The organism is Siphonobacter curvatus (genome assembly GCF_002943425.1).
GTDB classification, from domain to species: Bacteria; Bacteroidota; Bacteroidia; order Cytophagales; family Spirosomataceae; genus Siphonobacter; species Siphonobacter curvatus.
Genome location: NZ_PTRA01000009.1, coordinates 53,193 through 66,254 on the forward strand (window position 1 = coordinate 53,193; position 13,062 = coordinate 66,254).

Consider the following 13,062-nt stretch of genomic DNA (forward strand, 5'->3'; position numbering starts at 1 on the left):
AGGTCGTAAGTATTTGCTATTCAATCCATCATGAGCACTATCAGCAACTCCCGATTATTTCCTTACATGTGTATTTAAGTAAATACGTAAGTAAGGAAATAAGCCTTTACTTACTTACGTATTGTAGTATTTGCAAATTAAAATTTGATAAGATCAAGACAATAATAAAAGCCTAGTTGTATGCATGCCTGTAGTTCTGCAGGTGTTCAATGTCCCTACTGATTATTCCCAAAAGACTTTCAACCTGGCGTAAGAAAGGTTCATGAATAGAGTCCACCTGTTAACAGCTTAAAAACGAATACAAATACGAGCACATTCTCTGTGGCTGGGAAAACAAGCAAAATGGATTGAGAAGGTGAATCGTAAGAAGGGGATAGATATTCAAAATGGTAAGGTTATTACACACCAGAGAGATGTTGCTCAAATAAATCGGTTTCGTTAAAATGTACGCACCGCAGTGAACGTCGGGGCCTTCACTTTTGGCCTTAAATGTCCGGCGTTTGGCCGAAGTGAACGATGAGTATCACCTACCTTTAAGGCCTGATTCAGGCAAAGTATGTCGACTACACAACAGGTCATTTTTGTTATTCCTCCTTCGGTACACGTCCTGGATCTAACCGGACCCGTTCAGGTCTTTTACGAAGCTGTTGAATACGGTGCTTCCTATCAGTTACGGTATTGTTCGTTTCAAAACCAACTGGTCAGTTCAGCGGGACTGGCTCTGGGGCCTGTAGAACCTTTCACTCAACTACAGACTCAACCCGGGGATTTGATCTTTATACCAGGCATGGATATGGCTTATATCCGGTCAGCTGAATTTAAAGCGGAACACGCGTTTATGGCCTGGCTGCGGGAAAGACACCGTCAAGGTGTCACGCTGTGTTCGGTTTGTACGGGTGCGTTTTTAATAGCTCAGACGGGCCTATTGGATGGCCGAAAATGTACTACCCACTGGAAGCGGGTTGAAGAGATGCAGGCAATCTATCCACGAATCGTTACCCAGCACGATCGCTTGTTTGTTCAGGACAGTAGTATCTATACCAGTGCAGGAGTAACCGCCGGAATAGACCTGGCACTGGCAATTTTGGAAGAGCGGCAAGGTCCTGTTTTCGCAGCGAAGGTAGCCCGTGAGTTGGTTGTCTATGTTCGTCGCGGCCCCCATCATTCCCAGAAAAGCATTTACCTCGATTACCGCAATCATATGAATGTGGCCGTTCACCAGCTGCAGGACTGGCTGATTGCTAATTTGAAAACCAAGGCTACGTTAGAGACACTGGCTGAGGTGGCCGGTATGAGTACCCGCAACCTGACCCGGGCCTTTCGAAAGGAAACGGGAATATCCATTCATGACTATACAACGCAGCTCCGGCTGGAAAAAGCTCGTACACTACAGCACAATCCGGGTATGACGATGGAAGCCATTGCCCAGCAGTGTGGCTTTCGGGATGCCCGCCAGTTACGCCGGATCTGGCAGAAGACTGAATCAAAAAAAGCACCCAATCATGTATACTAACTTAATTCATAAAAGTATGAACGTTGTTCTTGATTACCGTTTTTGCGTATTCATTGCCGGCTGGCTGATTATGGCAAGTAACTCCCTTTGGGCTCAGCAAGCAAATGCGAAAGAAGCCGATTCCCTAACGGAAAATTCGAAGCAGTCAAAAAAGAGGAATGTTGCCATTTTAATTCACAATGGTGTTGAAATTCTAGATTTTGCCGGTCCTAGTGAAGTCTTTGCCTCTACGGAGGGATTTAATGTGTATACGGTCTCGCTTACCAAAGAACCAATCATTAGTCAGGGATTCATTAAAATAACGCCATCGTATAGTTTAACCGATTGTCCAAAGCCTGATATTGTAGTTTTACCAGGAGGAGATACAGGACCCTTCATCAAGAATAAATTACTCATTGACTGGATCAAACAATCGGCTACTCAAGCTGAAGTCCTGTTGTCGGTTTGTACCGGTGCCGGGCTATTGGCCAAAGCAGGACTGCTGGATGGAAAGCAGGCGACTACCTTTCATTCTTACATTGAACCCCTGCAACGAGCAACTCCCAAAGCCGAAATACTAGCTAATACTCGCTTTGTAGACAACGGTCAAATTATCACAACGGCGGGTGTTTCGGCAGGTATTGATGGTGCCCTACACGTCGTATCCAAATTAAAGGGACTGGGTATCGCCCAACAGACCGCTCGCTATATGGAGTATGATAAGTGGAAGCCTGAGGAAGGTCTAGTGGTGGAGCACAAGTAAAGGTGATTACCTAGAAATGTAGGGTAGGGTCGTTAGAACAAAAGGATTAACAGTAGAACTTTAGATTGATTTAGTGGGATTTCCTGAGTCTAGACCTTGTCACTCTTGACATTCAGCTATTCTATTTCTACTGGTTAATGGCTTCTTCAAAAGTCCATTGGGAAGAATACCGTCTTAAGTAAAGGGCAAATCGCTACTATCGATAGTAGTTATGAACGGATCCACATTATGGGAATAGCAAGGTGGGCTCTGCCTATGATGGCAACGGCAGGATTGACTACTACAATCATTATAACGTAAGTTAATCGATTGCCAAAACTTCAGCATTTCAATTTTGACTTTCAATTCACGCCATTCTGCGAAGCTTATAGATGTTTTCAGACGTTTGTCAGATACCAACTTGATTGCAATGTTTACAACCAAATCAAAAAAGAAGGTATACGTTTAGAAGCATGGTATTCCAAATACGATCCTGACTTCTAAGCGTTGGCTTTCCGTATAGATGTAGGGGAGAAAAGGGGAGAGGCATATAGATTACCAAGCTCAAACTATGGCTGCCGAGGGTTTAAGAAACACAAACCTGTTGTAGGAGGACCCTAGCGTCACTCTTTTGTACCATCATTCCCAAGTGGAAATACTGATACTTTTGATTTGAGCAAATGTTAGTATAGATGTGTTGCAGATTTCTTCCGTGAAAAGGGATTCTAAAGATTTAGTCATAGTTTTGATATTTTCTTTACCAAGAATAAAATAGGTTCTTGACAAAGAATGGTCTCCTTAAAGGATATAATTAGAGGTAAAGTATTTATTAATTATTATAACGTTTTTATTTCGTCATAATAATAAAAATCAACATATTTTATTTAGACAAGGCTAATAGGCCATGTAAGTAGCATATGATTGTATATTTTTTAATACGTCAAAAGTTTATGGCTCTTGTAGTAATGAAAATGAGCTTTCTAAGGGGCAAGGACAACCATCATCAGGAGTTGAAAGCCTATGATAGCAGCGTGCAAGTAGTAACGTTCTTGACCACTTGGACGCTGCTATCCTTACACAAGATCCGCCCGTAGTAACAGAAGAGTTGTGTTTGGGGCGAGTAACGATTTTGAGGCAGCAGCCAACTCACTTCTGAGAAAGCGGAGAACAGCTGAGGATCGCTACGTTTTAAGCAAGTAAGCTTTTCTGGGGTTCACTTGCCCGGCCTGAATGAATGGATCTACGACGTATGGACGCCGCCCGCTACAAGTGTCAGGTACCTGGGAAATAAGTCGATTTCAGGTACTCCCGCAGCGAAGTTGGCTTATGGCCTAACAAACGCTCGACGGTATCGTCAGTTCCGGCAAGCATACCGTGTTGGGTAGCGGCACCCCACTGGGCCAGAAAGTTGGCGACAACTTCGGGGAAGCCGGCGGCGACTTTCTGGGCGATGTAGGTCTCCAGCTCAATGTTCTTATAGGTAATGGATCGGCCCGCTAACGCTGACAATTCCCGGGCGATGTCATGAAATGAATAGGCTTCGCTGCCAGCCAGGGTATACTCCTGGTTTTCATGCCCTCCGCTAGTCAGTAGGGCGGCCGTAGCGGCGGCTAGTTCGGTCCGCTTGACGAAAGCGATCTTGCCTTCTCCCGCCGCAAAACGTATCTCGGTGTCTGGCACCTCGCTGCCGATCAGATACTCAAGGCCTTCAAAGTAGTAACCGTTTTTGAGAATGGTATATACGAGTCCGGACGCTTTGAGGTAGGCTTCTGTGGCCAGATCGCTTTCAGTGACCTCTTGCAGCACAAAATTTGTGCTACGTTGAATACTCGTATAAAAAAGGTGTTTGACGCCAGCTTCTTTAGCGGCATCAATGACATTCCGGTGCTGGCGTACCCGGTCGGTAAATGCCACGGCGGAAACCAGTAATACCTTATCAACGTCCTGAAAGGCTTGTACCAGTGCAGGATAATCGAAGTAGTCGGCTTGCCGGACGTGTACGCCCCGATCTACAAGGTCCGTGGCTTTATTGACATCGCGTACCAAGGCGGCAATTTCTGCGGCCGGAGTGGTCGTAAGTAAAAAATCGATGGTTTGGTGGCCTAACCCACCGGTGGCTCCCGTGACTAGAATCATGTTAGAAAGAAATAAAATCCGTGTATATTTACTTGCTATTTGCAAGTTCAAAGGTAAAATAAATTACTTGCTATTTGCAAGTAAAAAAATACATTGCTTTCATGAAAGAGCTAAAACAGCGATCTACTTGTCCCGTCAGTACATCGCTTGATGTGCTGGGGGACAAATGGACTTTGCTCATTCTCCGGGATATGGTGTTTGGGGGGAAGTCTACTTACGGGCAATTTTTGCAATCAGCGGAAAAAATAGCAACGAATATTCTGGCCGACCGGCTGGCGATCTTGGAGTCGCACGGCCTCTTAACCAAAGCTGTAGCCTCCGATAAGAAATCGAAATTCACCTACCGCCTAACAGAGAAAGGCATTGATACCGTCCCCATTCTTGCAACACTCATTGTATGGGGAACCAAACATTGCCCGACCATCGTCGACCCTGCCTTGCTGGAAGAACTTCAGACTGGGCAAGATGCGGCCATTGAAAAGTACCAACGGCTCGCCCGCGAAAAGGCTCTTGCCTAAACAACAGCCGTTCGTCCTTACGCACGCAAAGCAATAGAATTGAAAGCGGTGCCATTTCAAACCCGTTTTCCTGAGGTTTTAAAATAGCCTAAGGATAACGCTTTCTTGAGATGACTGGATTAGGATTGAATTTCTAATTCGACACCTTCGCAGGCTGTAATTAATAGGGGAGTAGCTACGACACTCGTGAACCTACTACTGATCACTAGGTCTGTTTGCTGGTCATGCCCTGCTGCTGATTTTTTTGTTGCCCTACGGCCGGAACGCTTACGGGTATAGGCATGACTTGCAGCCTGTCATCTTCGTATCGTTCAGCTAGTAAGGTAAGCTCTTTCAACTCCTGATTTTCAATAGTGGTAAGCATGTGGAATCCCCCGCCTGGGTAGCTTTCTGAAGATAGCTCTCGATGAGAGCCATGACCTTTTCGTATTGAGCCTGGTTTCTCACTTTATCAATCAGGGTCATAAACGTTAAACAGTCGAATAGTTAATTTGATCATAGTCAGCGTACGTACCTACAAACCGGATGTAAAGGGTACGTATATCAAAATGGATCATGGCTACCAGCCGAAAACGATTACCCTTGCTATTAAATACATACCGATCATTGCCCACGGCATCTACGCTGTTAAAGGTTTGCCGCATCTCAGAAAAGTTCTTCCATCTGCCTGCTTGGTTGAGGGGTTCCAATGCACTGAGGTGACGCCAGGAGAAGTCAAGCACAATCGTTTTAGAAACAACACCCATAAAATTTCATCTTTTTAAAAATTCGAAAGATGAAACTTTCATGAGTCTATTAATTAATAACTGCACGACATTTCGCAGAAGAACATAGAGTCTCTATAAATTTTCCTTAGTATAAAAACGAGCCTCTACATTTTATAAACTTTCCATATATCATAAGTAAATTTTATGCAATACGAAAATAATAGCAAAACCCTATACAAGTAAGTCATATAACGTTTTATAAACGTACGTTCTTAGAATGTCACTTTTAGTCATTTCACCTATCTTTACCTGTAGAACATCCCGTTTTTATCCAATTTCCTGTTTTGTCACTTTGTCATGCTCCAGCCTTACGTTACCTACTTCCGGGTTTCCACCCAACGCCAGGGCCGGTCGGGTCTGGGAGTCGAAGCCCAGCAAGCGGCCGTTGATGCGTTCCTAAAAAATAGGGGAGAAGAGATCCGGCGGTTTACCGATATTGAGTCGGGTCGAAAGAATGATCGTCCCCAGCTTCATGCGGCCATCGCCTATTGCAAGGCTCACGGGGCCGTCCTGCTCATTGCCAAGCTTGATCGACTTACCCGTAATGTTTCTTTCGTGTTTACCCTTCGGGATGCGGGTGTGGAGTTTGTTTGCGTGGATATGCCCGAGGCCAATACGCTGACCATTGGCATGATGGCTACCATGGCACAGTACGAACGGGAGCTCATTGCCGAGCGGACCCGGCTCGCCCTGGCTGAGAAAAAAAAGCGAGGGGAAAGGTTGGGAAATCCTATGAACCTAACGCAGGAAAGTAGACGTAAAGGGCGAAGCATTCAGCAGGCTAATGCCCGGACGAATGAAAATAACCGCAAAGCCGGACTCTTAGCTGAGTCGCTTCGCAAGGGGGGGCACAGCTGGGCTGAGATCACCCGTATCTTTAATGCCAATGGCTTCTTAACTCGCCGAGGAAAAGCATTTTCCATCAAGCAGGTTCAACGGGTGGTTAAGCTATTAGAAAGTTGAGCGAGAAATCCGTTGAATTTTACTTTCTATAGGGAAACCTATCGCATGTCTTTGAATTCAAGTGGGAGTTAAATTTTTTAATTAAAATTTAAATAATTATTTTAATTTCATATATTATCAACTGTATATAAAGTAATGTAATAGGATTCATCTCGATCTATAAGATCAATAATTACATTTATTTCAGGAAATAATTTCGCAACATTTAACTTCCAGGCACTTTGCAATATTCCACCAAATTCTTTTATTTTTTCTTCACTTTCGTCTTCTGAGTTTATATGAAAAAAATCCTTTATTTCATATAAATTACACATCTTTTCCGTTAAAGAAACATTGCCATTAAATTCTTCGTACCATTCATCTAGGTTTTTAGATGAATATAAAAAATCTATTATTATACAGCCTTTATTTATTATAAAATCAGGAAAAAAAAGTTTTGAAAATGCTAATGCACTATTTAAATCATATTTATAATTTAAATATGACAAGATGGACCAATTTTCATTTACACTACTAAAAGCAGAGTAATCTTCTAAAAGGTCCTTATTTAAATTTATAAGACTTCTCATTGATTTAAAAATTTTAATATAAAAAATATATTAAATAAATATTGTCGAAAAATATTCGATATAGCTACTTAGGAATTTCGTCTTTATTAGCCTTGCGTACATTATAGCCATTTTTGAATTCTTTTCAATTTTTAGGGTCATTATTTACTTTAGGCTCTTTTACATTAGGCCCTGGTATATTACCATGATCTTTTCCGGACCTCTATATTTTTTTACAGGATTACCATTGTTATCATAAGTTGTATATTTATCTACTTTGCCATTAGGATTTCTTGATTGAATTTCACTTGAATTAGGTATTCCTTGTTGATTTGGTTTGTTTCTAGACTTAGAATAGGCACGTCCTTTATCATCCCTTAAATTGTATGCAGCATTTAGTGAAGCGTTGGCACTATATCCCATAAGTCCTAGACCTGCTGCCGCTGCCGGTAATGCAACTGGTGTGGCTACCCCAAGCGAAACAGCTTCTACTAATCCTGATGTGCCACCTATACCAGCTTCTAATAGACCTGCCACTGCAGAAATTTGGTGCCCTAGGCGTCTCCCATCGTTAAATGCATTCTTATTTCCCGGATTTGCCCTAAAAAGAGGAGTACCATTAATCAAGGGTCGTTTGTAAAATGTTATAAGTAACCAGGTTAGTATTTTAGAATGAATCAGTAAGCTTTATAAGAGCATGGTTTAATTCATCTTGCTCACATCGGTATTCCTCAATCTTACCTAAAATAGTATATGGAGAAATGTTAAACCCATCCTCGATGTCATTATACCAAATTACTTTTCTACCAATTAAGCCTACTACCCAGAACCCACATCCTTCTTTCCCGTATTCTGATTCTTCCCATTTTTGAGGCATAAGTCTCATCAGATTCCACCATTTTCTTAAATCTACTGACATATTCTTCTCTCCAGCTTCTATGTGATTGAGAAGTTCCTCCAAAGTAATAGGAGTCCAGGCTTCAGTAGTTAAGTTATCCATAGTGTTGTATAAGTGCTTATATGTTGAATCAAAATTTTATTTCTATTTAGTTTTAGGTATTCTCAGTCGACCTATATAGTAATTAGTTCTTAGGTTTAAACCTAGCGTTTGAGGTGCGTACTTAGCACCAATTCGCGTAAAGATCAAGCTTACGTGCGTATCATGCATCGCTTCCAGTGCTACACTTAACCGAGGCGTGGGATGATGAAGAACACCTGTTTGAAGCTTTTGCTGACTCAGCAAAGGTAGCTTAATTTCTGACGCCAGGAGTGTCAAATTTGGCGTAGGCGTCCAAAGAAATTAAAGCTTAAGTCTTGGCCTCCCTGCCTTACAGAAAAAATGAAAATCCCTCGGTGTCCATTGATGACCCTATAGAAGCTATTTCAGAATAAATTTCGAATGAATTTTTCATAAGGTGACGGCATTTCCCGCCAGTGAAACGTATCGGTGAAAGCAGCTACAATAAGAAAGGAAGTAATCAGCCCTAGAATCGAGATTCCAAAAGACATCGTGGTTGATTTTGTTTTCAGATAATGAATCGCTGAAACGTGGAGACTAATGGAAGCAACCGCTAAAAAATAATAGGGTATGAAGATGAAAGTCGCGGGATAGTAATTGAGGCCAGCGGCTGCGAAATAGAAATTAGTATCTAAATGATCAATGTATCGTCCAGAAAGGACAGCACCTACGTGAGCCAATAAGAAGAATGACAGATACAGTCCTGAATAGACTTGAATTTTTTCAGCAGCCGTTTTTGCATTTCTTCGGTAGATCAACCGAATGCCGGAACCTACCTGAAAGAAAACCACCAGTAACAGTAGCATTTCAACGACCGGGTGCCGATATACGAGGCGAAATTGTTCCATGACGGATATATGCTTCTCTGGCCCATCCAGTGCGAAGAGATGATTGAGCAAATGAAAAGCAATGAAAACGCATAAGGTAATCCCAGAGGTGTAATGCAGTGACTTAATCACTGCTCTTGAATGATTTAAACGGAACATAGAAAAGGCATTGAATTTGATAGGTAATCACAGATTCAGTAGCTTCTAAAGGCTACCAAACCTGTGATTGGAAAGCGGAAAGAATTCAGTCTGTTATGCCCAGCGGATGGAGACAGTTCATGAACGGAATTTCCCTAAACGGGCGTTTCATTCTGAAACCCATGCGGATTGGAAATTGTAGTAGTGATAGACATCGTCCTACCGTTGGCTACGAGCGTCTTGGTACGCCAGTCTTCTGGGAGCTAAAAACGAGAATAGAACTTAGTTTTTTGCCCAATCATCGAACCGGATTATGCCCGCGTAGAAGTCACCTTCCGGGACTAGACCTGATTTAGGCATCGTAAAAAACATATATTGGTTGTCATCGTTGACTGCCACCACTTTAGCCTCTCCTTTAATGGCTAAGTATTTGGTTACAAAATCATTCATGGGTGCCCGATCAGGTCCTGCGATTTCAACTGTACCATTTTTAGGAGCTTCCAAGGAGAGTTGAGTTATCAATGTGGCCACGTCTTCTGCGGCGATGGGTTGGTAATCAAGCGTGGAAACATGAACCTGATCGCCTTGAGATTGCACGGCGATGAGTGTAGTAATATGTTCATGAAATTGCGTCGCACGAATGATAGTAAAGGGGATGCCTGATTCCTTGATAATGTCCTCCTGATTTTTCTTAGCCTGCAGATAGCCAATGTGAGGTGCCCGGTCTGTGCCTACTATCGATAACACCAAATGGTGTTTGACACCAGCTGTTTTTTCCGCGGCTGCCAGGTTGCGGCCTGCCGTTTGAAAGAAATGAAGGGCCGTATCTGCTTCCGGAGAAGCGGAATTAGAAAGGTCAATGACTACTTCAGCCTTTTCCAATGCCTGAGAAAGCCCTTCGCCCGTAATCGCATCAATGCCGGTGGAAGGAGAAGCGGCAATTACGGTATGGCCAAGTTGACGAAGTTTACTAGCGACATTTGATCCAATCAGTCCAGTACCACCAATGATTACAATTTTCATGATTTTAAATAGTTATGTTGAAATATCGTATGAATGGTACTATACCTGCTATTTCAATGCCATGATAATAACCATTTAATTAACAGTTATTTATAAAAATAAGTCTTTCTTCATTTTCACTATATACAGTGAAAACACGAAGCCTATCATCCTATTCAGGGAAAAGTATGTTTTCCTGGTACTGGTTAGCTAGTTAATGGCCAAAGTAGTCGGCCTTCGTAATGCGGAGCTTTTTCATTTTTGAATGAACGGTATTGCCGGGTATACCGAGAATTTCAGCCGCTCCGCCAATGCCTGAGATTTTTCCCTGGCAGCGGCGTAAAACCTGGATGATGTACGTCCGTTCGACTTCTTCGAGCGAAAGGTCCGATCCTAAGGCCGGGGTTTCCGCCGTATTCTCGCTTATACTGGGCAGGAAAAACTGGCGTATCAGATGATCGGGGTTAAGTAATACACTTCGTTCCATAAGGTGTTCCAGCTCCCGCACGTTTCCCGGCCATAAATACGCTTGCAATTGCCGCAATGCATTTTCCGAAAGTTTAATGGGTTTCTTGCCCACATTTTTACTGTACTTAGAAAGAAAAAAATCGGCAAGGCTCTTCATGTCTTCGACCCGATCACGCAGAGCTGGAAGGTGAATAGGAAATACATTTAACCGGTAATATAAATCCGAGCGAAACCGGCCTGCTTTTACTTCGGCTTCCAGATTGCGGTTGGTGGCTGCAATGACCCGTACGTTGAGTTTAATCGTCGCTTTACCACCCACCCGTTCCATTTCTTTTTCCTGTAAAACGCGGAGTAACTTGACCTGGGTCTCCAGCGGCATTTCGCCGATTTCATCCAGGAAAATGGTACTGTTATGGGCTAATTCGAACTTCCCAATCCGTCGCTCGACGGCACCCGTGAAGGCTCCACGCTCATGGCCAAACAGCTCACTTTCAACTAGGTTTGGGGGTAGGGCAGCACAATTGACTTTAATCATCAATTTACCTTTACGACTTGATGCGTTGTGAATAGCTTTAGCAATCAGTTCTTTACCCGTGCCGGTTTCACCTAGCAACAGCACCGTCGTATTACTTGGAGCTACCAGGGAAATAAGCCGGTACACTTCCTGCATGGCCTGCCCACTTCCGACGATTTCGTCGAAATTTGTCCGTAATTGCTCTTTGAGGTAATCGTTTTCATCTTCTAGCTGTTTCTTCAAATGCAGAATCTGCTCGCCCGCTAGTACATTGGAAACTGCGGTGGAAATCTGTGCACAAATGGCCTCTAGAAGCGGTCCGTTGATTTGTTCACCAAGCATCCACAGCATGCCTAAGTCTTGTTCACCAAGCCGTAATGCTGCCGCATATACATTCTTATACTTACGTTGTTCGCGTTGTATGGATAGTTTAAGGCATTTTGCTTCGACATGCTCGTCGATCTCAAGCAACAGCGGCTGGGTGCTTTCAAACACTTGCTTAACGTGCGTTTCGCTGACCTTAAGGGAATAAAAATCAATCCGCTCCTGCATTTCCTGTTCGTCAAAAAACTGCTTATCAAACAGGAAGGGCCGGAGGGTAACTTGATCCTCAGCTAAGAGGTAAAGGACGGCGATCCGGGTATTAAACAGGCTTTGCAAGGTTTGAGAGGTAACATAATCCAAATCTGCTTTGGTTTTAACGCCGGTAAGCTCATTGGAGAAAGCAAGCATTAAGGCTTGTTCAGCCTGCCTGCGTAGAATGTCCTCATTAGCCATGATGTTACCCATGGCAATGGCGACCTGTGAGCAAAGACCCTGCAAAATGGGAATGTTAATTTCATCGATACTGAGCCATAGTAAGCCAATATTGGTATTCCCATTGCGTAGAGCCAGGCCTACCATGGTTTTAAATCCCATGTTTTTCCAAAGATCCAGGTACGAAAGCGAATATCCCCTGTCAAGTTCGCGTTCAACCGTAAAGAGCAGGGGAATAAAACTGTCGAGAACACGGTTTTGAAGTCCATCGTTGATGGGATATTTCTCGGCAAGAACCCGTTCTAATAAGGCTTTATCAAAGGTGGAAGACCCGGTATCGTGTAAGTACGCCGACATCGTGATTCCGTCTGGATTGATTTTGCGGATGACGTATCCTCCGTCAGGATTTAGCTTTCGTAATGCTGTTTTGACGACTACAGCCAGCTCTTCCTGCGTGCGGACAGCCGTGATTGCGTTGCTAAAATCCAGTAAGAACGATTTTTCACTTTCCTTTTTGAGTATTTCTTCATTCTTGATAATGTTGGCAACGGCACTCGATAACTGCGGGCTAATTCGCTCAATGACTGCTTGAAAGTCCTTGGAAAACGGTTGGTCGCAATCCGTATAAATATGGATGAAGCCTATCGGCCGGTCCTCAATCCGCAGCGTAGTCATGAGTACATGCCGGATGCCTTTCTCAAAGTTCACCCGCAAGAATGCCGGACTCTGCGGGGCCTGCATGACTTCGTCCAGACGAAAATCAACCGGCTCCTTCGCCGCAAGCACCGTTTGAATAAAGGGTTCGCTAAGGGTAAAGCGGGAGCCGACCATAGTTGCGTATGCAGGATGGTCTTTAATGGCTGAAGCCTGATGATCGAGCAGGAAAGGTATATAGGTTTCATCCTTTCGATCAATCAGCGTGATGATGGTGTGCGTAAAATAGAATAATGACTTAATCCGCTTGGAAAATAGTACAATAAGGTCATTCTTATCCCGTATCCGCGTGATATCGTTTCCCAGATCCAGCAGGAGTTGCCGCTCTGTTTCCAGGATAGACTGATCTTCTAGGTGCGTTGTTAAGCCGGAAAGTCGCTTCATTGGATAATAAGACGATTACGTGGTTGACCCATATCGACGGATGTGCGATTTGAGTTGATTGGTCCACCTTTTGCA

13 protein-coding genes are annotated in these 13,062 nt (G+C 43.5%); 4 read left to right on the forward strand and 9 right to left on the reverse strand.

Annotated elements, in window-relative coordinates; all coding sequences use genetic code 11:
* The first annotated feature begins 556 nt into the window (after positions 1-556).
* Together C5O19_RS24545 and C5O19_RS24550 are read left to right on the forward strand one after the other, a co-directional pair.
* Complete coding sequence (locus tag C5O19_RS24545) at positions 557-1,513, forward strand: GlxA family transcriptional regulator (RefSeq protein ID WP_104716014.1); 957 nt, start codon at positions 557-559, stop codon at positions 1,511-1,513.
* A 16-nt stretch (positions 1,514-1,529) separates the two neighbouring features.
* Positions 1,530-2,255 carry a DJ-1/PfpI family protein gene (locus C5O19_RS24550; RefSeq protein ID WP_243406504.1) on the forward strand — a complete coding sequence of 242 codons (726 nt, stop codon included), beginning with the start codon at positions 1,530-1,532 and terminating at the stop codon, positions 2,253-2,255.
* Between the two features lie 1,251 nt (positions 2,256-3,506).
* Here C5O19_RS24550 and C5O19_RS24555 read toward each other — a convergent pair.
* Positions 3,507-4,370, reverse strand: a complete 864-nt coding sequence (locus tag C5O19_RS24555) for an SDR family oxidoreductase (protein WP_104716015.1) — start codon at positions 4,368-4,370, stop codon at positions 3,507-3,509.
* Between the two features lie 101 nt (positions 4,371-4,471).
* Here C5O19_RS24555 and C5O19_RS24560 point away from each other — a divergent pair, with 101 nt between their 5' ends.
* Complete coding sequence (locus C5O19_RS24560) at positions 4,472-4,888, forward strand: winged helix-turn-helix transcriptional regulator (protein ID WP_104716016.1); 417 nt, start codon at positions 4,472-4,474, stop codon at positions 4,886-4,888.
* Positions 4,889-5,093: 205 nt separating this feature from the next.
* Here the strand turns inward: C5O19_RS24560 and C5O19_RS26120 are convergent, their stop codons facing one another.
* Together C5O19_RS26120 and C5O19_RS24565 are read right to left on the reverse strand one after the other, a co-directional pair.
* Positions 5,094-5,252, reverse strand: a complete 159-nt coding sequence (locus C5O19_RS26120; protein WP_165796117.1) for a hypothetical protein — start codon at positions 5,250-5,252, stop codon at positions 5,094-5,096.
* A 106-nt stretch (positions 5,253-5,358) separates the two neighbouring features.
* Positions 5,359-5,634, reverse strand: coding sequence for a type II toxin-antitoxin system HigB family toxin (locus C5O19_RS24565; protein WP_104716017.1), 276 nt, complete (start codon positions 5,632-5,634; stop codon positions 5,359-5,361).
* A 318-nt stretch (positions 5,635-5,952) separates the two neighbouring features.
* Between C5O19_RS24565 and C5O19_RS24570 the strand changes: the two genes are divergently transcribed.
* Positions 5,953-6,618 (forward strand): recombinase family protein, encoded by a 666-nt coding sequence (locus C5O19_RS24570; RefSeq protein ID WP_104716018.1) that lies wholly within the window; start codon positions 5,953-5,955, stop codon positions 6,616-6,618.
* A 107-nt stretch (positions 6,619-6,725) separates the two neighbouring features.
* Here the strand turns inward: C5O19_RS24570 and C5O19_RS24575 are convergent, their stop codons facing one another.
* From C5O19_RS24575 to C5O19_RS24600, 6 genes are all read right to left on the reverse strand, one after another.
* Positions 6,726-7,187 (reverse strand): hypothetical protein, encoded by a 462-nt coding sequence (locus C5O19_RS24575; RefSeq protein ID WP_104716019.1) that lies wholly within the window; start codon positions 7,185-7,187, stop codon positions 6,726-6,728.
* Positions 7,188-7,346: 159 nt separating this feature from the next.
* Positions 7,347-7,793: a hypothetical protein gene (locus C5O19_RS24580; protein ID WP_104716020.1), complete on the reverse strand. Its 447-nt coding sequence runs from the start codon at positions 7,791-7,793 to the stop codon at positions 7,347-7,349.
* A gap of 40 nt (positions 7,794-7,833) precedes the next feature.
* Complete coding sequence (locus C5O19_RS24585; protein ID WP_207766544.1) at positions 7,834-8,166, reverse strand: hypothetical protein; 333 nt, start codon at positions 8,164-8,166, stop codon at positions 7,834-7,836.
* Between the two features lie 383 nt (positions 8,167-8,549).
* Positions 8,550-9,032 carry a hypothetical protein gene (locus tag C5O19_RS24590; RefSeq protein WP_243406505.1) on the reverse strand — a complete coding sequence of 161 codons (483 nt, stop codon included), beginning with the start codon at positions 9,030-9,032 and terminating at the stop codon, positions 8,550-8,552.
* Positions 9,033-9,431: 399 nt separating this feature from the next.
* Entirely contained in the window at positions 9,432-10,172 is a 741-nt protein-coding gene (locus C5O19_RS24595; RefSeq protein ID WP_104716022.1) for an SDR family oxidoreductase, read from the reverse strand.
* 193 nt (positions 10,173-10,365) lie between these two features.
* The gene (locus C5O19_RS24600) at positions 10,366-12,987 is read right to left on the reverse strand and encodes a sigma-54-dependent Fis family transcriptional regulator (RefSeq protein ID WP_104716023.1); all 2,622 of its coding nucleotides are present in this window, start codon (positions 12,985-12,987) and stop codon (positions 10,366-10,368) included.
* Positions 12,988-13,062 lie beyond the last annotated feature (75 nt).

Excerpts from the sequence above, each read along its gene's own strand:
- C5O19_RS26120 (WP_165796117.1), bottom strand. The coding sequence starts at position 5,252 with ATGCTTACCACTATTGAAAATCAGGAGTTGAAAGAGCTTACCTTACTA.
- C5O19_RS24595 (WP_104716022.1), bottom strand. The coding sequence starts at position 10,172 with ATGAAAATTGTAATCATTGGTGGTACTGGACTGATTGGATCAAATGTC.
- C5O19_RS24555 (WP_104716015.1), bottom strand. The coding sequence starts at position 4,370 with ATGATTCTAGTCACGGGAGCCACCGGTGGGTTAGGCCACCAAACCATC.
- C5O19_RS24590 (WP_243406505.1), bottom strand. The coding sequence starts at position 9,032 with ATGGAACAATTTCGCCTCGTATATCGGCACCCGGTCGTTGAAATGCTA.
- C5O19_RS24570 (WP_104716018.1), top strand. The coding sequence starts at position 5,953 with ATGCTCCAGCCTTACGTTACCTACTTCCGGGTTTCCACCCAACGCCAG.
- C5O19_RS24565 (WP_104716017.1), bottom strand. The coding sequence starts at position 5,634 with ATGGGTGTTGTTTCTAAAACGATTGTGCTTGACTTCTCCTGGCGTCAC.
- C5O19_RS24575 (WP_104716019.1), bottom strand. The coding sequence starts at position 7,187 with ATGAGAAGTCTTATAAATTTAAATAAGGACCTTTTAGAAGATTACTCT.
- C5O19_RS24585 (WP_207766544.1), bottom strand. The coding sequence starts at position 8,166 with ATGGATAACTTAACTACTGAAGCCTGGACTCCTATTACTTTGGAGGAA.
- C5O19_RS24600 (WP_104716023.1), bottom strand. The coding sequence starts at position 12,987 with ATGAAGCGACTTTCCGGCTTAACAACGCACCTAGAAGATCAGTCTATC.
- C5O19_RS24550 (WP_243406504.1), top strand. The coding sequence starts at position 1,530 with ATGAACGTTGTTCTTGATTACCGTTTTTGCGTATTCATTGCCGGCTGG.
- C5O19_RS24560 (WP_104716016.1), top strand. The coding sequence starts at position 4,472 with ATGAAAGAGCTAAAACAGCGATCTACTTGTCCCGTCAGTACATCGCTT.
- C5O19_RS24545 (WP_104716014.1), top strand. The coding sequence starts at position 557 with ATGTCGACTACACAACAGGTCATTTTTGTTATTCCTCCTTCGGTACAC.